14 protein-coding genes are annotated in these 23135 nt (G+C 59.6%); 10 read left to right on the top strand and 4 right to left on the bottom strand.

Annotation, left to right across the window (positions count from 1 at the left end):
- Nucleotides 1–117 precede the first annotated feature (117 nt).
- The 7 genes from IF199_RS24325 (at nucleotide 118) to IF199_RS24295 (ending at nucleotide 7644) form a co-directional block, all read left to right on the top strand.
- The gene (locus IF199_RS24325; RefSeq protein ID WP_192558910.1) at nucleotides 118–609 is read left to right on the top strand and encodes a CS1 type fimbrial major subunit; all 492 of its coding nucleotides are present in this window, start codon (nucleotides 118–120) and stop codon (nucleotides 607–609) included.
- 102 nt (nucleotides 610–711) lie between these two features.
- A complete protein-coding gene (locus IF199_RS24320) occupies nucleotides 712–3234 on the top strand; it encodes a CS1-pili formation C-terminal domain-containing protein (RefSeq protein WP_192558909.1) in 2523 nt (840 codons plus the stop codon).
- Between the two features lie 4 nt (nucleotides 3235–3238).
- The gene (locus IF199_RS24315; RefSeq protein WP_192558908.1) at nucleotides 3239–4462 is read left to right on the top strand and encodes a hypothetical protein; all 1224 of its coding nucleotides are present in this window, start codon (nucleotides 3239–3241) and stop codon (nucleotides 4460–4462) included.
- Between the two features lie 42 nt (nucleotides 4463–4504).
- A complete protein-coding gene (locus tag IF199_RS24310) occupies nucleotides 4505–5248 on the top strand; it encodes a molecular chaperone (RefSeq protein ID WP_192561001.1) in 744 nt (247 codons plus the stop codon).
- 5 nt (nucleotides 5249–5253) lie between these two features.
- Nucleotides 5254–5748, top strand: a complete 495-nt coding sequence (locus IF199_RS24305; protein WP_341807642.1) for a CS1 type fimbrial major subunit — start codon at nucleotides 5254–5256, stop codon at nucleotides 5746–5748.
- 90 nt (nucleotides 5749–5838) lie between these two features.
- Complete coding sequence (locus IF199_RS24300; protein WP_192558906.1) at nucleotides 5839–6342, top strand: CS1 type fimbrial major subunit; 504 nt, start codon at nucleotides 5839–5841, stop codon at nucleotides 6340–6342.
- A gap of 51 nt (nucleotides 6343–6393) precedes the next feature.
- On the top strand, nucleotides 6394–7644 hold the full coding sequence (locus IF199_RS24295; RefSeq protein ID WP_192558905.1) for a hypothetical protein: 1251 nt from the start codon (nucleotides 6394–6396) through the stop codon (nucleotides 7642–7644).
- A 52-nt stretch (nucleotides 7645–7696) separates the two neighbouring features.
- On the opposite strand, the gene IF199_RS24290 is transcribed toward IF199_RS24295, so the two are convergent.
- Nucleotides 7697–12718 carry an NEL-type E3 ubiquitin ligase domain-containing protein gene (locus IF199_RS24290; protein ID WP_192558904.1) on the bottom strand — a complete coding sequence of 1674 codons (5022 nt, stop codon included), beginning with the start codon at nucleotides 12716–12718 and terminating at the stop codon, nucleotides 7697–7699.
- Nucleotides 12719–12868: 150 nt separating this feature from the next.
- A complete protein-coding gene (locus IF199_RS24285; protein ID WP_192558903.1) occupies nucleotides 12869–16012 on the bottom strand; it encodes a transglycosylase domain-containing protein in 3144 nt (1047 codons plus the stop codon).
- A 497-nt stretch (nucleotides 16013–16509) separates the two neighbouring features.
- Between IF199_RS24285 and IF199_RS24280 the strand changes: the two genes are divergently transcribed.
- Nucleotides 16510–17931 carry an amino acid permease gene (locus IF199_RS24280; RefSeq protein WP_102620793.1) on the top strand — a complete coding sequence of 474 codons (1422 nt, stop codon included), beginning with the start codon at nucleotides 16510–16512 and terminating at the stop codon, nucleotides 17929–17931.
- A gap of 170 nt (nucleotides 17932–18101) precedes the next feature.
- Nucleotides 18102–19607 carry a glucosyltransferase domain-containing protein gene (locus IF199_RS24275; protein WP_192558902.1) on the top strand — a complete coding sequence of 502 codons (1506 nt, stop codon included), beginning with the start codon at nucleotides 18102–18104 and terminating at the stop codon, nucleotides 19605–19607.
- Nucleotides 19608–19639: 32 nt separating this feature from the next.
- Here the strand turns inward: IF199_RS24275 and IF199_RS24270 are convergent, their stop codons facing one another.
- Entirely contained in the window at nucleotides 19640–21259 is a 1620-nt protein-coding gene (locus IF199_RS24270) for an FMN-binding glutamate synthase family protein (RefSeq protein ID WP_192558901.1), read from the bottom strand.
- 36 nt (nucleotides 21260–21295) lie between these two features.
- The gene (locus IF199_RS24265) at nucleotides 21296–22096 is read right to left on the bottom strand and encodes a helix-turn-helix transcriptional regulator (RefSeq protein ID WP_102620791.1); all 801 of its coding nucleotides are present in this window, start codon (nucleotides 22094–22096) and stop codon (nucleotides 21296–21298) included.
- Between the two features lie 125 nt (nucleotides 22097–22221).
- Here IF199_RS24265 and IF199_RS24260 point away from each other — a divergent pair, with 125 nt between their 5' ends.
- Nucleotides 22222–23043: a carbon-nitrogen hydrolase family protein gene (locus IF199_RS24260; protein ID WP_192558900.1), complete on the top strand. Its 822-nt coding sequence runs from the start codon at nucleotides 22222–22224 to the stop codon at nucleotides 23041–23043.
- Nucleotides 23044–23135: the final 92 nt, after the last annotated feature.

Genomic DNA, 23135 nt, shown 5'->3' with positions numbered 1-23135 from the left:
TCTTGAGCCAAGAGTCGATCATGCCCCGGCGTTGAACTTCCATGTTTCGGTTCTTATCGGCCGGTATGACATGAACTTCAATGTTTCGATTCCTTAAAAGAAAACAGGTACTGACCGATGTTCAAGAAAATCGCAATCACCGCTTCTCTCGCCGCCCTGGCCCTGAGCTCGTCCGTGACCTTCGCCGCCGGTGAAGCGCGCCACTCCATCAGCCTAATCGCCCACGTACCTACCAACGGTTTCTACGTGGTGCCGACCGATGCAGATCTGGTCAACAAGGACCAGGACATGAGCTTCCAGCCAAGCACCGGCAAGATGCGCGAAATCAATGGTTTCTTCGATGTACGCAACAATAACGGTTCGGTTCATGCCAGCCTGGAAAGTGTTCCGCAGTTGATCTACGGAAATGAAGTCATTCCTCTGGAAGTGGCATTCAACAACAAGGTACTGACCCAGACTCCGCAAATGGTCGTGGGCGAATCCGAGTCCGATGTGAACTATCGTGCTCCGCTGAAAATCAGCGCCAAGGGCACCACGTTCAATCCGGGTGATTACACCGGTACTGTCGCGATGACCTTCGACGCCGTGCCGCCGGTGGCTGGGCGTTGATCAAGTCTCTGCGCTGACTGCCCGGTAGCGTTTCCCGGCGGGACAACCACTCCCCGATTGTCCCGCCGGACTTCAACTTGTTCGATATCAGAGTAAGAGTTCATGTTCCCGATGACACCCATCGCGGTCGCGCTTGCACTGCTGTTTTGTGCGGGTGCGATGGCGGCCCCTGCTCCTGCGGGTACGACACCTCGCAGTCTGCTGGCGCAAGCCAAAGGTTTGCCGGCGGATTTCGAGGAGCACTTCTTCGACGTACCCCTGGCGGTGCGGGTCGAACTTGACCAGCAACCGCTGGGCGAGGCCCTGGTGGTGCTGTCGCGCGATGATCGCATCACCCTGCTTGAATTCACCGATACCAGCGAGAACCGCTACGGCCCCGCCGAGCGGGAAAAATGGGCTGCTTTCCTCAAGCCAGGTGTGCCGCTGGGCGATTGCTCCGGATCTTGTCCGGATGATGTGCTGGCGGTGCACTACAACCTGGAAAACTCCCTGGTCTCGATCCTCACCGGCAATGCCGAGCGCGACCTCGAGGCCAAGCGTTATCACGATCAGCCTGTGGAAGGCAGCAGCGGCCTGATGGTGCGCAACCAGCTCAACCTGAATGGCGGCCAGGATCAGGATCTGGGCGGGCGCTATGGCCTGGAGGCCAGTGGCAGCCTGGGCAACTGGAGCCAGACGTTCAACATGCAACTGGCACGCATGGGCGGCCCCGACGACAAGCTTTACCACGCCGTGCATGAGCTATACACCCAGCGCGAGCTGCAAGGCAGCTTCTTTCGCCTGGGCTATTTCACCCCCAACTCCGAAGGTCTGACCCGTCAGCCGCGTACATTCGGCACCAGCCCTGACACGGCTGTCGGTGTGATGTACGGCAGTTCCGACAGTCTGGCCATCAACAATGCAATGCCCAGCGTTTACCCGATTTATGTCACCGCCAACCGTCAGGGTTCGGTGGAGTTCTATCGCGACGGCCTGCTGATCAACACCCAGTCGGTGCCCGCCGGGTTGCAGACCCTGGATACCCGGCCACTGCCCGGCGGCATCTATGAAGTGGAAGTGCGGCTGATCGAAGACGGCCAGATCACCTCCACTACCCAGGAACTGGTCTACAAGCCGAACAACTGGCGCAACCTCGACGAGCGCTGGCGCTACAACCTGTTCGCCGGCGAAGAAAGCAAACTGCTCAGCAACTGGGACCAACAGGCCAGCGGCAGTCCTACGGCCGGAGCGTCGATCAACTATCTGGCGCATCCCCGGGTGATTCTCGGATTGTCGGCAAGACAGATCCGGGAAAAACTGCAATACGGCACGTCCATCGACTGGACCCTGGCCAATCACCTCAGTCTGTATGCCAACGTCTACCAGACCCGGGATTACGGCACGGGACTGGATCTGCAAAGCCTCTATAACTATGGCGCCGGCAGCCTGATCCTCAGCCACAACCGAAGCTGGCTGGACACTACCAACCTGTACGACACCCTGCCTGACGGCACCCGTGTGCGACAACGCAACGTATTTGTCGGCCAGACCAGCAACTCGTCACTGGCGATCAACCATCGGCTCGATCAGCGCAACTCCCTCAACGCCCGGGTTTCTCACAGCGAAGGTAACGTCGAAGGAGTCGGCGTGGATCTGGGCTGGAACCGGCGCGCGGTGCTGTTCGGCAACGATGCCAACTGGCGCCTGTCGCTGTTCGACCGGCCCGGCAGTTTCAGCAGCGGTAATGATCGCAACCGTGGTGTCGATCTGAGCCTGAACCTGGCCATCGGCGCACCGGGCCAGCAGTTGACCGGCAGCATCGGCTCCCGTACCGATCGCGACGGCGGACGTGACAACAATGCCTCGATCGGCTGGCGCAAGGACTTCAAGGATCACGTGCTGCAAAACGTCTCGGTCACCGCGTTGAGCGACACCTACGGCATGGGCCTGTCGAGCCAGGCCAATTTCCGCACCGACACGGTCAATGGCGACGGTTTCGTTCAGCGTTCGTCCTACAACAACAATTTTACCGGTGGCCTCAACCTCGACAGCACCCTGGTGGTCGGCGGACAAAAGATGCTGATGACCAGCGAATACGAGATGCGCGGCGCCGGCATGATCGTCGACGTGGAGTCGGACATCGACGGCATTGTCCTGCGGGCCGATGACCTCAGTGGTGGCGGTGCGGCCTTGAAGCCGGGGCGCAACTTCATCCCGTTGACCGCGTACCAGAACAGCTCCGTGAGTTTCGACTTCGAGGGCAACCATGTGCCCGCCGCGACCATCGACCCGCCGCGTACCCGTTATCACCTGAACAAGGGCGGCGTGGATTACCGGCAGATTCGGGTGATGAAAACCCTGACCGTGCTCGGCCGCCTGATCGATGAACAGGGCCGGCCGCTCAAGGGCCATCACGTGATCAATCACGCCAGTCGCGGGGTCACGGAAGTCGACGGGTTCTTCTCGATGGAAATGAACGCCGGCTCCCCGACCCTGGAAGTGCGCCGCGATAACAACCTGCTGTGCCAGTTCCGCCTTAACGAAAAAGACCACCGAAGTGAAAACAACGTGCTGATGATCGGCGACCTGCGTTGCACGCCGGACACCCTGGCCGATCTCACGTCCACCGAACAGAAGGCGGGTTGAGACCATGAAAAGATCTCCGTACTGGCTGGGCCTGCTGGCAGCGCTGAGCCTGCCATCGGCCGAGGCCATCAATCAGGAAATCAGGGCATTGTTCCAGCCGGATCCCTCCAAACCGAACAAGAACGTCTTCGTCAACAAAACCCCGAACAGTGGCTATTGCGCCCTATGGCCCGATCAATGCGCTGACAACCAAATGTTCAGTATCGAGTTGCCGGTTCGATTCTCTTCCAGCCGTTTCATGTCGGCTGGCTTCCCGCTTTCATTGAAAGTGCCGGCCAACTGGAGACAACTGACGGTCACCAACCCGGACACCCAGGAAACCGAAACCGTCGAAGTGCGGATCACCGGCATCGGCTCCAATTTCGAGCTGAGCGACACGGCGGCCAATCTGGTCGGGGTATCGGACATTCTCGAAGGTCATCAAAAACTCTGGACCAGCAGTAGTTGGGTTTACGCGCCGTCACCCTGTCAGTACAGCGGCGTGGGTTCCTACACACCTTCGACCTATCGGTTTTTCTGGAAAACGCCGGTCGAGGCTGCCTGCACCAAGGTAGTGGCGTACATCATTCCAGGAATGGCTTTCAGAACAATGGATTTTGCCTACGAGTTGCGCACACCCAACCCGCTGGGTATGTCGACCGGGCTGTATACCGGCTCGTTGACTTACACCCTTGGACCTGGTGGCGACTTCGACCTTGGTACGCAGATGTATCCGGATGACAACAATCTGACCCTGGACTTCGTACTGGACGTGCAGCACACCCTCAAGGTCGACCTGCCACCGCACGGTGACAAAGTCTCTCTGGAGCCGGAAGGTGGCTGGCAGCGCTGGATCGAGGGTGGGCACAGGCCAACCAGGATTTATCGCGATCAACCGTTTTTCCTCTCCGCTTCGTCGCGCTTCAAAGTGATGATGCAGTGCGGTGAATCGTATGTCCCCAGTCTATGCAACTTGCGCAGCCCAACGACGGGGCAGCGCACGGACACGAGTGTACAACTCAGTTTGCCTCCTGGTATCGCAGGTCCTGGCGGAGGGGGGACCGTTTCCTTTCTTCCTTTGCAACACGGGGAATGGGCGGGTCCGTTTCAGCCTGGACATTACGTCGATCGAAAAGCGGGCTCGCTACGCTTCGAGATGCCGGCGAGCAGCATTTATCTGCTGCTCAAACCCGGCTTGAACGACACTTTCATCGGCTACATCACCGTCATCTGGGACTCGGAAGCTTGAGCGCCCGAGCTGGCCGTCATTTTTTTCATGGAGTGGAAGACGATGAAACGTCTGTTTTTGTCGAGTGCGCTGGGACTGCTCTGCGGAGCCGTGAATGCCGGACCGCAGATCAATGTCGGCACCGTATACGACTATCTGGATGGCAGTAAGAGTACCTATCTGAAACGCGTGTTCAACAGCGGTGACAGCACGGCCTTCGTCAAGGTCAACGTACTGGAAATTGTCTACGACCCTGATGGCAAGCCCCGGGAAATTCCGGTTGAGGCCTCCGCCGACGGCGCCTCCCGCAATGGTCTGATGGCCAGCCCGGCGCGGTTGATCATTCCAGCGAAGGGGATGCAGGGCACGCGTCTGCTGTATATGGGCGACCGCGACCGCGAGCGCTATTTCCGGGTGCGCTTCGTGCCGGTGGTACCGGAGAAGGAAGACAACTTCGTGGTGTCCAGCGAGGAGCGCGAGGACTACAAGAAAGCCTTGTCGGCGGGTGTCAATGTGATGACTGGTTTTGGCATTGTGTTTTTTGTGCGCCCAAAGGACAGTCGTTACGACACGGTGATCAACGAAACCCCGAAACGTTATGAGTTGCGTAACAACGGCAATACGGTTTTGGTCGTCGATGAGTTCAAGAACTGCTCGCAGGCTCGGGAAAGCGAATGTGGCGCGACCACCAAGCACCATGTCCTGTCCGGCAGAACGTTTGCTTTCGACAAAGAGGCAGGCCGTGAGTACCGCTTCAAATTGATTGAGGGTGAGCAACGCAAGAACCTGAAAGTGGCGGGCGGGTAATGGCCATGAACAAGCTGTGGATGGGGATTGCATTGATGGCGCTCTGGGGCAGCGAGGAGAGCCGGGCTGCCCGTGAAGAGCATACTTTCCAGGTGGCATTGTCGGTCCCAAGCCGACCTTTTTACGTTATTCCGTCGGAGTCGGACTGGATTCACCGTCCTCAGAGACTTGACTGGGATCCTGTGAGCTCGACGCTGGGCAGTTTGCGCAAGCATTTCGATGTACGTAATGACACCAGCGCCATCGAAGCACGCCTAGAGGGGTCACCTTACCTGTCAACCGGCAAGGAGGATGAACTGATTCAGTTGCTTGTCTTTTTCAACGGTGTGCAAGTGCCGGCGAGTATTCCTTCCCGTGAAGTTGTATCCCGGGAAATGGCCGCCGGGGGAGCCCGGGTGTTGCTGGAAATCAAACCCGTCAAGATAGGAGGGGTATACAAACCCGGCGACTACTCTGGCACGGTCAATCTGGTGTTCAACGCCAAATCTCCAGGGGAATGAAAGGTATCGGCGATCCTGCTTGACGGGGTCACCGCCCGGAAACGAAGCCGCCAGGGAGGCGGCTTTTTTATCGATGCAAAAGGAAGTGACATGATCAAGCAAGCGGTCATTGCCGTATCCGTGGGCGTTTCGACGCCGATGTCCGGAGGCGTTTTCGCGGCGCAGGAGAAACACATCTTTGAAGTTTCGGTGGACATTCCGACACTGGGCTTTTACGTGATCCCCAGCGAAGCCGACTGGATTCATCGCGAACAGACCTTGCCGTGGGATATCCACACCTCGACCTTGCTCGGGCTGCGCAAGAGTTTCGATGTGAAAACAGACGGCAGTGCCATTGAAGCGCGGCTCGAGAACTTCCCCTATCTGACGGCTGGCGGCGATTCGCGCGACAACATCGTGTTACGCGTCAGTTTCAACGGCAAGGAGCTCGCCCAGGATCCGACGCCCCGGCAAGTGGTGTCCGTCGAGGAAGCGACGGCAGGCCGTCGTGTGCAACTGGAGATCGTGCCGCGTGAGCAGGCCGGCGGCTACAAGCCGGGCGAGTACAACGGCACCGTCAATATCGTGTTCAACGTGGCAGCGCCGGCAGGTTGAACAGCACATACAGGACAAGGACAACCGACCCAAGGGGCAAGGAAATAGCCAATGGTTTCAGCTGTACGCAAGTGCTCAAGAATCAGCGTGTTCTGCTTTTGCGGGAGTATTTTTTCCGCGTCTGCGTTTGCCATCACTCAGGAAATTCGTGCTACTTACGTTCCCGACCCGGCTAACCCGCAGAGCAACAAATTCATCAACCAGACACCGCAGAGCGGGTATTGCGGCACCTATCCCAACGATTGCCGACGCCACAACCTGATGGGGGTCTCGTTACCGTTGCGCTTCACTTCGGTACAGGCAATCCGGCCTGAGAGCGCTGAACGCGACGGCGCAATGTTCAAGATGCCGGCGCAATGGCGCAGCCTGACGGTGCGCAATATCGTCACCGGTGAAGCAGAAACAGTGGAGATGCGTATTGGCGGATTTGGTACGCGTTATGTGCTCAGCGATACGGCGAGCAATCTCACGGGTGTCTCGGGCGATTACGAAGCACATCATGCCCTCTGGGTCAGAGCGGGGTGGAACTCGCCACCCAGGCCTTGCGAGCCCGGTGCCATGGCCTCTTATGGCGCGGACTTCTACCGGTTCTTTTGGTTTACGCCGGCTGAGGCTGTGTGCAGCAAACAGTCGGCGTTTGTGATCCCGTGGATGTCCTACGATTACCTGGATGTGGGTTATGAGCTACGCACACCCAACCCGCTCGGCATGTCGGCAGGGATTTATGCCGGTGAACTCACCTATGGCCTGGGGCCGGGTCAGGACATTGATGCCGGCAACAACCTGTTGCCCGACACTTCCAGCCTGACCTTCAGGGTTCTTCTCGACGTTCAACATGTGCTCAAGGTCGACATTCCACCCGGCGGCAACAGAATCGCGCTGGTGCCGCAAGGCGGCTGGCAGGCCTGGCTGCAACAGGGGCGTAAACCGGTGCGATTGTTTCGCGACCAGACCTTCAACATTTCGTCGTCGTCGCGGTTCAAGATGTTTGTCGAATGCCAGCACGGCGGCGCGCAGTCCTGCGGGTTGCGGGATACGGAGGGTGGCGGAGCCGATGCCCAGGTTTTCGTGAGCGTCAGCCTGCCCGACAGTATCACCGACGATGCAGGCCAGCCGGTGCGCCATCGACCGCTGACCTCCAGCCCGAATGCTCCGGGCTTTCAACCGGACCGGTTTCTGGACCGGACCGCGGGCACGTTGCATTTCGAAATACCCAGGGACTACGTCGAACAGATGCTGCAGCCCGGCCAGGCCAGACGATACGCCGGCAATGTCACGGTGATCTGGGATTCGGAAGTCTGACGCCCGCCTTGAAGGCAACCGGGCCGGTTGCCTTCAGGTGACTCCGGTCGGGTCAGATCCTTGCGCGGGCCATGGCCTCGCGAGTCAGTCTTCGTTTCAGCGTTTTCTCCTGCTGGCCAATACCTATAAGCAATTCGTCGTAAGTTTTCTGGCTCATTTTTTCCGGCGTGAAGACCACTGCGTCCGGTATGGAGAGTTTGCGCGCCAGTTCGGCGAGTGCCCGCCTGAGTGGCGGTGAACGATCAGCGGATTCTACCCAACTCGCCTGGGCTGCCCGCAAATCGATCAGCAGATCGGCCTTTTCCTGATGCGCACGGGTGTTGGCTACGATTTCTCCCGGCCAGGTCTCACGCAGATACTGATCCCAGAAGGATTGGTCGAGCATCTGGTCGATCAGACCGTCACCGGCTTCATCATCGATAATCTTGTCGTAGGCGGCATCAATGGTTTCATCGCTGACCCCGGCAACCTGACGGAATTTCATGGCTTCGGACTGCCAGGGCAGTTCAAGGCGTCTGGCCAGGCCGGTTTCATAGGCCAGATGGACTTCAACCTCGTCAGGTTCGCCTTCTCGGGCCGCGATATCGGCTCGGGCGATCTCGTTCACTTGCTTGAGTCGTGCAGCGCCTTTGGCCAGTGTCACCAATCGGCGCTCAAGCTCCTCGGGAGAGCTGGAAAAGATGCGTGCCTCCGACTCCAGTACACGTATTCCCATGCTGTTGAACAACTGGGCCCCGGCATCTTCGCAACCTTCGGGATCGGTCGACATCAGGAACAGCTCTTCGCGCAACCGGGTGTCGATGTCCATGGCGTCGACCATTCGCCAGACACGGTCGGTCAACTGATCCAGCGCCTCGCCACCCTGTTGGTAGTCGGCAGAACGGGTCAGCTTGTGCAGAACTTTGAAAAAACCATCGGAACCAGGCTCGCTTGCCAGTTCGTGCCACGCCTCGGGGCGAAGAGCCCCGATGCCGGGTGTTTCATCAGCCAGTTCGGTGTCCACGGAAACCGGCCATTGCTCCAGCAAGTCTTCGGCAATGGTCGCGTAGCTTTGCGAAGGGCGCATACCCACTGACCTTCGATATTGCTCGTAGGTGGAGCGGGCTCGTCTGGTGAGTTGATCCAGATGGACGCGAGTGCGGGCGATCAGTCGTGCTTCATTGGAACCGGGCGCGACTTCGGGGATGTACCTGAGCGGATTGTTGCCCAGATCGAGGAAGAATCCTGGGGGGCGGGGAACATCGAACAGGCCCAGCGGCCATGCGTCGATCTGCGTATTGATCAGGCTCAGGATTCGCAACCTCGGCATGCGCCCGACCGACAGGGGCATGCTGACGGGATTGTTGTCCAGTCTCAGGATTTCCAGGCGTGTCAGCGTGTTCAATTGCTGCGCATTGGTGGGTGTCAGTTGCAGCTGGTTGTCGTTCAGACGCAGGGTTTCCAGACGTTGCATCTGACCGACGCTGGCCGGCAGGGTCTTGAGACCGCAGTGTCTGGCGCTCAGTTGACGCAGCTGAGGGAAATCCTTCAACAACCCGTTGGAGGCCGAAGAGAACCCCTGACCGTCCAGGTTCAGTGTCGTGATCTGATCGAGCCAGGGTTTGAGGCCTTCGGGCAACTGCCTCCACCAATGCTGAAGGTCATGGGGCAGCATCTCTTTCGACAGGTCCAGCGCGTACCCGCTCTCAAGGCTGGTGCTGCGCTCCTGGAACACCTCGGATCGGCGTTCGAAACACTTCAGCAGGCGGTCGGCGATGAATCGCCCGCCTTTGTGCTGATAGTCATGATAGGCACGGGGCAGGTTGGCATCAGGGTTGTCGGCGTCCCAACTGCTCAGGTAGCTCTGTCTCCAGGCTTCCAGTTTTTCCTTCAACGTCTTGAGTTCACTTTCAAACCGCGCGATTTTCCAGTGTGCATCTCCCGTGGAGTGCAATGACCGGGTGAACGCCGTCACTTCTGTTTCGCTGAAATGCGGGTAGAGATTTCTGACTTTCTCTTCCACGGTCAGCGGCGCCTTGGACAGCCTCGGGCCGCGCAACAGCAGTTCCGTTTCCAGCGGGATGAATGGGTGGACGGAGGGGCGGGCCAGCAATGTCCTGCGTTCGGCCGGCGTCTCGCTCATGAGCATCACCCATTGCCTGAACATTCGCCCTTCACCGATGCGATAGCCCAGCGCCCTGAGCTTGGTTGCGGGGATGGCTGACAGTACGGCGTCGTAGAAATTTGCAGCCTCGTGCAGTTTGTTGTGAGCTGCGTCATGGACCTCATAGCGGCCGTGTTCGTCCCTGATCAGCCTGCGCACCATGGTGGCAGCATTAGGGCCCGCGCTGCAGCGCAGTTGGCCGTCGTCCGTGCCTTCGCGCACCTCGATGCGCCAGTCCTGGTAAGTGTCGGTGTGGACCTTCAAGGCATTCAGGGCGAGGCGTTCGGTGTCGGGTATCAGCAGTGCCGGATCATGCATGCCCTCATTGGCCCGGGTCGCCAGAACCTCGAATTCGATTTCGCGAGCCTGACTCTTCAGGCGCAGCGGGATGCGTTGCTGCTCGGTCATGATGCTGTGTTCGGCAGCTGTCGCCTCGCCTGCCACCGATTCGGCGAGTCTTGCGGGTAACTGCGGGAACTGGCGTTGGATCAACTGAGCACTGGTATCGGGCGTGCGATTCTTGAAGCGGTACTGATAGTCGAAAATCTCCATTCGCCGGGTAACCGCGAGCTCGGCCAACTGGTTGCGCAACACTTGCACCCGTTGGGCTTTCGGGTAGTTCCCGCCGAGCAGGGATTGCATGTCGACGTCGTCGAGAAAGTCCACCAGCCGCTCAGGGAGTTTGTTGTCCATTACATCGGCAATGCCGATGGACAATGTCTGACGGGAAGATGCCCGAGGGTTGCCGTATTGCCTGTAAGCACCGGTCAGATCGTTGTTTTGCCAGACCTTCAGGGCCTTGTCGGCAGGCCAGCCCGGCATGTCGGGAACCATCCGGTCAAACCAGTGCGACTCTGGATAGAGCGGCTGTCCGGTACGAATGAGTTCGCCGACATTTTTGGCTTCCTGCCAGGTCTTGAAGCGGGTGAGCGTATCGTCCAGCAACGGCGGTGGCGGGGTGTTTTCCACGTGCATCCGGCGCAGCGAGTCGAACGGCGTGCCACTGATGCGGCGTATGCGTTCCAGCTCGGCGTCACTCAAACCGTCGACCGAGTGACCCATGCGGCGCATCAGGCGCGCGCCTTCCCACTCATGGGGGGACTCGGCCTCGTGAGTCCAGGCCCCCCGGCCGTTGTGCTGCAGTCGTGGTGAATAAGCCTGCGGTCGGGAAGGGTGCTCGACACGATAGTGGCCGCTGTTGCGATCAAGCCTGACCGCATAGTGCCTGCCCTCCAGCGGCAGTACAGACTTGCCGGCGTGTTGGTGCAGACCCTGGGCGTCCGGTCTGGAACCACCCGGCGGCGTCAATCGCGACTGCTCGTACGGTGTGAGATCCGGGTGCCACAAACGCGTGCTGCCATCGAACGAACGCACCGCTTTCATGTTTTCAATCAACGGAGACAGCTTCAGCAGCAACGGCTCGGCGATGACGCCGCCAATGGCAAAAGCCGCCAGTTGCAGAACATCGTTGACCACCCCCACCACATGCTCCGCGGCTTCTTCCCAATGGGCCAGCGTCAGATCCACCACACCTTCGATGACTTCATTGGTCAATTGCCAGGCGGTGTAGCCGAGCATTGCGAGGCCGACGACAGGCACGAAGGGCGCAGCCACCATCACCGCCACGTTCAGGATGTCCTGGACAATCTTGAAGACGTTCGCCCACCAGTCTGCGCGCGCGCTCTTGTCCGCATCGGCGGTAGGCACGGCAATGTTGCGTGCATCGTTGAGGATCTTGTCGAGCTGCCGCTGATAGATAGATTCCCACAATGGTCCGGTGATGGCTGTTGTGCCGTATTGCAGGTTCGGGTTGCTGATCGGTGTTTCGCGCCAGGACGGACGCGAGTCTCCGCGTTCGTGTGGATACCATTTCACATGCGTCAGACGCTGTTTGAGATCGGCAAAGAAGTGCCCGCGCTCATGGTGATCGACGAACTGGCTGAAGAACTGCCAGTAATTGCCACCGGTGGAGGCCAGGGTTTCGTTCTTCTGCAACTGACGGGTCAGCTCCTTGAGAGCGTCGAGGTGGGAGTCATACTCTTTCAGCGGATGTTCGGGGTCGTGTGGGACGTAGACGATGACTCGCGAGGAGTGCAGCGGCTGAGCGGGATCGGGACGCAGGATCAGGATGCCGGTCATCTTCAGATCCATGATGTTCAGTTCGCACGCCTGCATCGGCTGCTGGCCAAGCTTGAGTGCCACGCGACCATCGAGCAGGGCGCGAATCAGTTGAAAACCTTCGCGGCTGATCTCTTTTTTCGCCAACGCCATGTGCGCGGCGGCCTGCAGCGTGGCCTTGTGACTCTGCACAACCCGTGACTGCACATAACTGCGCGCCACCGGCTCGTCGTTCAACAGCATTTCCTGCAGGTGCGCTTGATAGAGCCTGCCGATATCCAGTTCCCGACACAGCGTCTGGAACTGGGCAACGGTCATCAGTCGATCAAGTGGCGAAATATCGTACTGATCATCCGCATGTTCTCTTTTGACGAGAAACGCGGAATTCGATGCGTAAGTTTCGTTATAGGAAAAGTTGTTCAACGCGGCTTCGAGCAATGACACTTTTCTTGTAGTTGAACCCCCTAATGTCCCTATCACGTACCAAGGCGATGTGGCTTTGCGATACAGCATCAGAAACGTATTTCCGGTGTCGACATCAATGCCGGTTTTTTCCCGTAAACGGGCCTTGAGCAGCGGTTCGGCAAACGAGTGAATGTCTTTCAGTCGGGTCAGTGCCTTGTCGGCGCTGTTACGGGTTGCCCAGGCGTTTTTATTGACCCTGGCCAGTTGCGGCGTCATCCACGATTCACGACGAGGTTTGATCTTTCTCAACGCTTCGCCGTGTTGCGGCTGCATATCGATAAATACCGGATCGATCCGCGATTTGATTAATTCGTAATGTTGCCCTTTGTATTCAGTTGTTGCGGTCATGGGTACAGCCTTGAATAAGTCAGGAAGGTTCAGCCTAACGTTCAAGAGTGCAGAGAATTAGTTCAAAAGCCTGCTGTTCGAGTGCGAACCTGGCAGGCAAAACATTGAATATTGGAATGCATAAAATAATTAGTTATTGCCTCCACAACTTCAATCGGGGTTAAGCGATGGCAGGTTCATCAGGGCCACCTGGGGAACCTGCGGGGGGCGGCATTGCGAATCACTGCCCGGCTGCAGATACGGCATCAAAATCGGCGCCATGCCCTTGAGCACCTGCACTGGCAGGGCCGAGGTGAACTTGAAGTTCTCCGCCGAGCGTCCCGGAACGAACGCAGTGAGTGTGCCGAAATGGTGGTCGCCGATGTAGAACACGAAGGTCGCCGTACGGTTGATCGACTTGGAACTCAAAATGCGTCCGCCAGAACCGATGGCTTCGATACGGTTGTCGCCGGTGCCGGTTTTACCGCCCATGGTCAGCGGTGTTCCATCGTTCAGTTTGAAACTGCCGGAAACACGTTTGGCCGTCCCCGAGTCCACTACTTGCGACAGTGCCTCGCGCATTGCAGTGGCCACTTCCGACGGCATCACCCGTTTGCCGACATGAGGGTCGTTGACTAGTTTGGTTTCGTAAGGCGTGCCGGCAGCAAAATGCAGGCTGTCGATGCGCAGGGTCGGCATGCGCACACCGTCGTTGAGGATGGTGCCGATCAACTCGGCCAGCGCGGCGGGGCGGTCGCCGGAGCTGCCGATGGCCGTGGCCAGCGACGGCACCAGGTGATCGAACGGATAGCCGACTTTCTGCCAGCGCTGATGGATGTCGAGGAACGCTTCGATCTCCAGCATGGTGCGGATGCGGCTGTCACGGGCGCCCTTGTGCTTGCTCTTGAACAGCCAGCTGTAGACTTCCTGACGCTCGAACTGACTGGCCTTGACGATCTGGCCCCAGGTCGCGTCCGGGTGATTGAGCAGGTAGCCGATCAGCCACAGGTCCAGCGGGTGGACCTTGGCGATGAAGCCCTGGTCCGGCAAATCATAGGTGCCGGGGCCGTAGGCGAGGTAGAGGCGTTCCAGGCGCTCGTCGGTGAGCTTTTCGGTGATTTTCACGCCCTTGAGGTGCGAGCGCACGAAGGTGTTGAAGTCTTCTTGGCTGGCGTTGGGCAGCAGATAGCGGTGCACGGCGGCCATGCGGATCGGCGTCGGGCGCATGCTGTCGAGGAACGTATCGAGCCGGGCCTGGGTGTCCTTGTTCTTGTACTTCTTCCAGAACTTGAGCAGGAACGAGGTGCCTTCGCGGTCGGCGAACGAAGCGAGGTATTCCTGACGACGCGGGTCGCGGTCGTCCTTGAGCAATTCGGCGCTGTTGTTGGGGCCGGAATAGGTGGTGTAACGCACCAGATCGCGCATCAGGCGAATGAACGGCAGGTTGATCGACTCGCGCAGGGCATCGCGCAAGGTCGGCATGCGGCCGTTGTCTTCCTTGCGGAAGTTGTGGAACACGTGCAGGCCGCCACCGGTGAAAAACGCTTCGCCGGGGCTGGCGGAATATTTGCGGTCGAGGGCGGCGCCGAGCATTTTCGACAGATCGTGATCCTTGTTCTGGATCAGGTAATCGATCACCCACTGGGTCAGGCGGTCCTGATCCGGCACGTCGACTTTCTTCAGTTCCGGCACGGTCATGGCGCCGTACTTGTCATGCAGCTCCGAGATGATTTGCAGGTAGGTGGTCAGCACCCGCATCTTCGCCGTGGAGCCCAGTTCCAGTTTGCTGCCCTCGTTGATGTCGAACGGCTGGTCGGTACTGTCGGTCTGCACCCGCACTCGCGAACCGTCCGGAGTCAGCTCGAACAGGGTGAAGCTGTAGCGCACCTGAGTGGTGCTGGTGGGCGTCAGCAGGCGTTCGCCCATCAGCCCGACTTCGGTTGCATAGGCCGGGTCGGCGAGTTTTTTCAGGTAGGCGGTGGCCTGGGTTTGCAGCTCGCCTTGCAGGGTGCTGGTGGCCGAGAGGTCGAGGCGGTCGAGGTCGTACAGCGGACGATTGAGCATCGAGGCCAGACGGCTGCGCGCGACGCTGATGCCTTTGTTGGTCTCGATCGGCTGGATGGTCGGCTGGGTCTGCCAGTCGCGGTAGGTGACCTTGCTGGCCAGGGACGCATCGGCCAGCGCGGTGTCGATCACGCCATTCTGTTTGAGCAGACGCAAGTGGCTGTCAGTGAGATCGGCCAGTTCTTCACGGCCCTTGGTCAGGTAATGCGAAGGGCGGCGTTGGGCGATCATCAGCGAGAGCATTTCGCGCAGGGCCAGGCCTTTGTCCGCCAGGGTCTTCGGATCAGTCGCAGTGCTTGCCAGTTTTGCGTTGGCTTCATTGAAGTCCGCGCCGTACCAGACCCGCAAACCCTCGGCCATGCCGTGGACTTCGCCATGCCCCGGCACCGCCGACAACGGCACGCTGTTGAGGTAGTCACGAATGATGTTGCGCCGCGCCGGCAAGGTATCCGGACCGGCCTGATAGGCGCGCACGCTGGCGGAAATCATCTGGCGGATTTTCTCGGCACCGTTCACCGTCAGTCCGTCAGGCGAGTGACGATACTTTTCCAGTTGCGTGGCCAGGGTGCTGCCGCCGGCCGACTGCCCGGGCAGGTGCAGAAGCTTGGCGACTTGCGACCACGCGGCCATGCCGAAGCGCGGCCAGTCCACCGCCGGGTTGGCCATCGGCTGTTTGGGATCCAGCAGGAAACGGTTTTCGATGAACAGCAGGCTGTTGACCACCACCGGCGGAATCGACTCGAAACTCGAATACAGCTGTTGCGGATAGTTGTACTGATACAGCGGCGCGGCGCGGCAATCGGTGATCGACAGCCCGGCCTGGATTTTCTCGGAGTAGGGCACGAACAGGCCCTTGTCGGTATAGCCGAGCAGTGCTGGCGAGAAGCGCGTCTGTTCGGTGATCACATAATTGCGCTTGAGCAACCGAGGCAGAAATTCGTCCAGCGAGCTGTAGCCCAGACGCAGGTCGAACGGCCCGTTGCCCGGATAACGAATGGCTTCGCTGGGGCCCGGTTGCAGTTCATAGGTCAGTCTGGCGGCGTACTGGCTGACCTCGCGGGATTGAAAACGCGAGGTGCGCATTTCCTTGGTCGCGGCCAGGCCCACCACAATTGCAATGATCAACAGCAATAGCCAGAAAGCCTTCCACCCATGCCGGTTACGACGGGGTTTCTCAGGTGCAGGCGCTTCATCCACACGTTCAGTCGGAACCACTTTTTCACTCGAATCGGTTTGCCACAAAGCGCCCATAGTCGATTGATCCATTCACGCAGATTGATCGGACTTGTCTGAAGCTTAGTCGGTGGTTGGCGCGGGTGAAAAAATTGTGAAGGGGCGAGCCTGAACAAATCTGCAAACCGGGCAGTCACTTCGCAATGCTGGACTGCAAGCCTGACAGGGCCGGATTAGAGCAGTGCGCGGGTAAATACGACTTGGGTAGGGGCATGACGCTGCACCATTGCTGTGCAATACTCGGCGCCCATTTCGGCAGTGAATAATCCGGTTTTTTCAGGAGTGTTTATCTCGAAAGTCCGATGATTGGCGAATTATGTCGCTGAATATCGCGTCTTTTAGAGTGAAATTTCCTGCTGGAAGCTTTTTATACTGCCAGCCCGCTGATCCTCCAGGTCTGGCCCTGCAGGACGCATCTGCCCACGAGGCAGGCGCGGTGTCGGGAAGCCAAGGCCTACCGGCCGACGCTTCGACACACGGTGGTCTATCCAATAACAAGACGAGGATGTCCCCAAATGCCAACAGGCAATCACCTGCCTCATGGCGAGACCGCTCAAGGCGGCCCGCTCAAACGCGAACTCGGCGAACGGCACATTCGCCTGATGGCGCTCGGCGCCTGTATCGGTGTCGGTCTGTTTCTCGGTTCGGCCAAGGCCATCGAAATGGCCGGCCCGGCGATCATGCTGTCTTACATCATCGGTGGTCTGGCGATCCTGGTGATCATGCGCGCCCTCGGCGAGATGGCCGTGCACAACCCGGTCGCCGGCTCCTTCAGCCGTTACGCACAGGATTATCTCGGCCCACTGGCGGGCTTTCTGACTGGCTGGAACTACTGGTTCCTGTGGCTGGTGACCTGCGTCGCGGAAATCACCGCGGTGGCGGTGTACATGGGCATCTGGTTCCCCGATGTGCCGCGCTGGATCTGGGCGCTGGCGGCGTTGATCAGCATGGGCTCGATCAACCTGATCGCGGTGAAGGCCTTCGGTGAGTTCGAGTTCTGGTTCGCCCTGATCAAGATCGTCACCATTATCGCCATGGTGCTCGGCGGCATCGGCATCATTGCCTTCGGTTTCGGCAACGACGGTGTGGCGCTGGGGATTTCCAACCTGTGGGCCCACGGCGGCTTCATGCCCAACGGCGTGACGGGCGTGCTGATGTCCCTGCAGATGGTGATGTTCGCCTATCTGGGTGTGGAGATGATCGGCCTGACCGCCGGTGAAGCGAAGAACCCGCAGAAGACCATTCCCAATGCGATCGGCTCGGTGTTCTGGCGGATTCTGTTGTTCTACGTCGGCGCGCTGTTCGTGATCCTGTCGATCTACCCGTGGAATGAAATCGGCACTCAGGGCAGTCCGTTCGTGATGACCTTCGAGCGTCTGGGCATCAAGACCGCTGCCGGCATCATCAACTTCGTGGTGATCACCGCCGCACTGTCGTCGTGCAACGGCGGCATCTTCAGCACCGGGCGCATGCTCTACAGCCTGGCGCAGAACGGCCAGGCGCCGGCCGGTTTCGCCCGCACGTCGAGCAACGGCGTACCGCGTCGGGCATTGCTGCTGTCGATTTTCGCCCTGCTGCTGGGTGTGCTGCTGAATTATCTGGTGCCGGAAAAAGTCTTCGTCTGGGTCACCTCGATCGCCACCTTCGGTGCGATCTGGACCTGGGTGATGATCCTGCTGGCTCAGCTGAAATTCCGCAAAGGCCTGAGCGCCAGCGAACGTGCCGGCCTGAAGTACAAGATGTGGCTGTTCCCGGTCAGCTCCTATCTGGCGCTGGCGTTCCTGGTGCTGGTGGTAGGCCTGATGGCGTACTTCCCGGACACTCGCGTGGCGCTGTATGTCGGCCCGGCGTTCCTGGTGCTGCTGACCGTGTTGTTCTACGTGTTCAAGCTGCAACCGAGCGATGCGTCCCGGGGCGCGGTGCGTTCGGCGTCGTAAAACGCCAGTGCTGAAACGCGAAAGCCCCGGTCGATTGGCCGGGGCTTTTTCGTTGGTGCAGGTTTAAAACCGCTGGTCTGAAAGACCGGTGAAAACGACTTCTGATCCCTTGTCATGTTCCAAGCTTTATCACTGTCGAAATCAGCACAGCGGTGAACAGAGGCACTGAAATGAGGATGAGCGATTTTCTCGTACGAGAACTCGGCCGCCGTCAGGTCGTGCTGTTTTTCCTGCTCGCCACGACGCTGTACATCCTGCCGCTGATCCTCGCCGACTTCCCCTACATCGACGACAACTGGCGCACCCTGGCTGCCGGCAATGTCTGGGCCGGGCAGGGGCGGTTGTTCATGGACTGGCTGTATCAGGCGCTGACGTTCACCGGCGCTGCGCCGAACATCTTTCCTTTGCCGTTGTTGCTCGCCACGCTGGCCATGTCATTGGCCCTGACCCGACTGACCTTTCACTATTTCCCCGAACCGACCCTGGCCTGTTGCCTGGTGCCGTTGCCGCTCTGGTACAACCCGTTCCTGTTGCAGAACCTGTCCTATCAATACGACGGGGCCGGCATGGCCCTGAGTCTGGTGGCGGTGATTTATGCGATCACTTTTTGCGGCACTTCCCGGATACCGCGATGGCTGGTGCCGTCGGTGTTACTGGCGCTGGCGATCGGGTTGTATCAGGTCAGTCTCAATGTGTTTCTCGGGCTGTGTTGTGTGGAGTTGCTGAGGAATGTTCATCGGCGAGTGCCGTGGGCGGAGTTCTGGCACCTGTCGGGATGGAGGCTGGCGCAACTGGTGCTGGCGGTGCTGATCTATGCGGTCACGGCCTATCCGTTCACGGAATCCGGGCGCACGGAGTTGCTCAACGGTAGCGCTGATCCGCTGTTGCAGATCGGCATCAATATCGGTCGGGTGATGGAGAAAGTTGCGCTGCTGTTTCACGGCGGCTACACAACGGTGTTTATTGTGTTGGTGCTGTGTGCACTGATCGGTGGTGTGCGGTTGGGACGGCAGATTCGCCTGCGCAATGAGCCCACCGCACAAGGTTTGCTCCTGGGATTTATCTGCCTGCTGACGCTGCCGTTGATTGTGCTGCTGGTGCCGGGCATGACGCTGCTGTTTCGCGACTTCAACGAAGGCGCACGCACCCTGATGGGGTTCGGCGTGCTGCTGATCTTGCTGTTCTATCTGGCCTATGTCGGGTTGACGTCGCTGCACTCGCGGCTGCCCCTGTTGTTGGCAATTCCGTTTCTGGCAACGTTGTCGCTGTCCTTCGCTTACGGGCGGGTGCTGATGATGGAAAAAACCTTCGCCAATAGCGCCCTGTACAGCCTCAGCCAGGACATTTCCTCCCATCGCGAACTGCGCGAAGCCAAACGGATTTATCTGTCAGTGACTTACTCCGATCGCTGGCTGGCGGGTGCGGAAGGCACGTTCAAACAACTGCCGGTGCTGCGCTACTTGCTGAACATCGACTACTTCATGCTCGCGGAAAACCTGCCGTCGGCCGGTATCACCAACGTGGTCGCGGAACGCGAACGGCGCAACGCCACCCGCGTCGGCTATCAGGGTTTTCCAGCCCTGGTGGATCGCCTCTATTACCGCATCTATCTGATCGGCGATTACGGTTTCATCGTCATGAAAGAGCCGCCCCATGGTCGGCTCTTGAGTTGGTGAGTATCCGAAGTGCTATGCCCTGAGCGTTACCGCTAGGCGGCCGCGATCTCCTGCGGCTCGAAACTGTCCGCCCGCGCCATCTGCCACATCCGCGAATAGAACTCGCCGTTCACTTCCCCGGTGAGCAACTCCCCCGGTTTCAGGAACACGTGCAGCTGCGAGAACAGTTTGATCTCGGTCGCCGACATGCGCCGAACCAGATGCTTGGCCGACAGTTGCGATGGATGTTCGAGGCCGGCGGCGGCGAGCATTTCTGCCAGCGCCTTCAACGTATTGCGGTGGAAGTTGTAGACCCGCTGCGCCTTGTCCGGCACCACCAGTGCGCGCTGGCGCAGATTGTCCTGGGTGGCGACGCCGGTCGGGCATTTGTTGGTGTGGCAGCTTTGCGACTGGATGCAGCCGATGGCGAACATGAAGCCGCGCGCCGAGTTGGCCCAGTCGGCGCCGATGGCCAGCACGCTGGCGATGTCGAACGCACTGACGATCTTGCCGCTGGCACCGAGTTTGATCTTGTCCCGCAGATTCAGGCCGACCAGTGTGTTGTGCACGAACAGCAGACCTTCGCGCATCGGCACGCCAATGTGGTCGGTGAACTCCACCGGCGCGGCGCCAGTGCCGCCTTCCTTGCCGTCGACCACGATGAAGTCCGGCAGGATGCCGGTTTCCAGCATGGCCTTGGCGATGCCCATGAACTCCCACGGATGGCCGAGGCAGAACTTGAAGCCCACCGGTTTGCCGCCGGACAGTTCACGCAATTGCTGGATGAAATGCATCATCTCGATCGGCGTGGAGAACGCACTGTGGCGGGACGGCGAGATGCAGTCTTCGCCCATGGAAATGCCGCGGGTGTCGGCGATTTCCTGGGTCACTTTGTGCTTGGGCAGAATCCCGCCGTGGCCGGGTTTGGCGCCCTGGCTCATCTTGATTTCGATCATTCGCACTTGCGGGGTCTGCGCCTGGGCGGCGAAACGTTCCGGGTCGAAACGACCGTCGCTGGTGCGGCAGCCGAAGTAGCCGCTGCCCAGTTCCCAGGTCAGGTCGCCGCCGTGTTCGCGGTGATAGGGGCTGATGCTGCCTTCACCGGTGTCGTGGGCGAAGTTGCCGAGTTTCGCACCCTGGTTCAACGCGCGGATCGCGTTGGCGCTGAGGGAGCCAAAACTCATGGCCGAAATGTTGAACACCGACGCCGAGTACGGCTGGGTGCATTGCGGGCCGCCAACGGTCACGCGAAAGCTGTTCGGGTCGCTCAACGGCGCCGGGCGCATCGAGTGACCGATGAACTCGAAACCCGACTGATACACATCGATCAGGGTGCCGAACGGTTTGTCGGCGCTTTCGTTCTTGGCCCGCGAGTACACCAGCGAACGCTGGGCGCGGGAAAAGGGCAGGGCGTCGCTGTCGGATTCCAGCAGGTACTGACGGATTTCCGGGCGAATACCCTCGACCAGATAACGGATGTTGCCCAGGATCGGGTAGTTGCGGCGTACCGCGTGGGGGCTCTGCATCAGGTCGAACAGACCGATCAGGCTCAGCACCCCGGTGACGGCGGTGATCGGCCACAACCAGTCATGGTCGAGAAAGGGCAGGCTGGCGAGGGTGAAAATCACGCAGACGGCAAAGAAGGCGTAGCGGCTCAGGAGTGACAGGCTCATACGGTTTCCTTGGTTCGGACGGTTTTTTTGCGGCAGTCAGGCGTTCTGCGCCTGCAGAAAGATCGAAAACAGCTCCGACTGGGACTTGATCCCCAGCTTGCTGTACATGTGTTTCTTATGGACTTTCACGGTTTCAACAGAGATTTCCAGCTTACGGGCGATTTCTTTACTGGAGCAACCGCTGAGCATCAAACGCCCGACATCCAGTTCCCGGGCGGTCAGTTGCGCGCCCTTGAGTTGCTGCACCGACGCTTCGAGTTGCACCCGCCAGTCCGGTTGCGCCGGCGACGGGGCGAGGGCGACGATTTCATTGATTTCGTAGGGCAGGCGCTGGCGCAGCAGGCCAAGCACCCACGGCTGGATCAGCGACAGCAGGGCAATCTGCTCGCCACTGAAACGCTGCTTGCTGCCCAGTGACAGGCACAGCGTGCGGTCGCCTTCGAGCTGGCAATTGAACTGGATTTCGTCGGCCACCACATTCAGACGAAAGTATCGCTGGTAATACTCGGTCAGCTCGAAATGCTCCGGCGCGACCTCCGACAGGCGATACAACCCGGTGCGCGATTGCTCGCGACAGGCGATGTAGAACGGGTCGAGCAGGTACAACCCGCGCAGATAATCCTGGAACAACTGGTCGGGACTGCCGTCTTCGCCCGGGCATTCGGCGAACACCTGAGGGTGACGGTCGGCGCTGAACAGCAGCGCCACCCAGCTATCGAACGGCACGTACTGGTCGAGCAGGCGCACCAGTTGTGCCCAGAAATTCGGCTTGTCGAGGGCGTCGATCAACTGCCCGACGGCGCGGTGCCAGGTGATGTCGTCAAACGAAAGAGTCATGCCTCTACCCCTATCGGGTTACCCCGGCCGCGTAATTCCCTGGCCAGTCGAATGCGAAGCATACTGGCCCACAGACAGCCGCCGGGCAATCTTTCGGCGCCCGGCGCTCATAACAAGGACTCCCCATGAAAGTCGAACTCGCCCAACTGGCGGGCCGTGACAAAGACACGGCGTACAACCTCGAGCGCGCCCTGGCGGCGATAGCCGCGTGCCCGGCTGACACGCAACTGGTCGTGTTCCCCGAGACCCATCTGATGGGCTTTCCGACCGCTGACACCGTGGCGCAGATCGCCGAAGCGGTAGACGGCCCGACCGTCAGCGCGGTGCAGGCCGCGGCTCGCGAACGCAACATCGCCGTGGTGATCGGCATGGCCGAAAACGACAACGGCCGTTTCTACAACACCACGCTGCTGATCACCCCCGAAGGCATCGCCCTGAAATACCGCAAGACCCACCTCTGGGCGTCGGATCGCGGTGTGTTCGAGGCCGGCGACCGTTACGCCACCTGCCTGTGGTACGGCGTGCGGGTCGGCCTGTTGATCTGCTACGACATCGAGTTCCCGGAATCGGCCCGCGCCCTGGCGCAACTGGGCGCCGACTTGCTGATCGTCACCAACGGCAACATGGATCCGTACGGGCCGACTCACCGCACCGCGATCATGGCCCGGGCCCAGGAAAACCAGGCGTTTGCGCTGATGGTCAACCGTGTGGAAGCCGGGGATGACGGGTTGATGTTTGCCGGCGGCAGTGCGCTGGTGGATCCGCTGGGCACGGTGCTGTTCGAGGCCGGGCGTGAGGAAGGACGGTTCAGCGTTGAACTGGATTTCGGCCAGTTGGAACTGGCGCGCAAGGATTATCGCTATCTGGATGATCAGCGGTTGAGGTTGCCGGGGGAGGTGGTTGAACACGCCTCGGGAGTACGAGAGCTGCTGATCCCTTCGCGCTAAAGAACAGAAGATATCCGATCGTGCCCACGCTCTGCGTGGGCATGCAGCCCGGGACGCTCTGCGTCCAAAGAGCGGACGCGGAGCGTCCATGG

The organism is Pseudomonas allokribbensis, assembly GCF_014863605.1.
GTDB classification, from domain to species: Bacteria; Pseudomonadota; Gammaproteobacteria; order Pseudomonadales; family Pseudomonadaceae; genus Aquipseudomonas; species Aquipseudomonas allokribbensis.
Note: the sequence above shows the minus strand (reverse complement) of the source record. Positions and strands in the feature narration are given on the sequence as shown.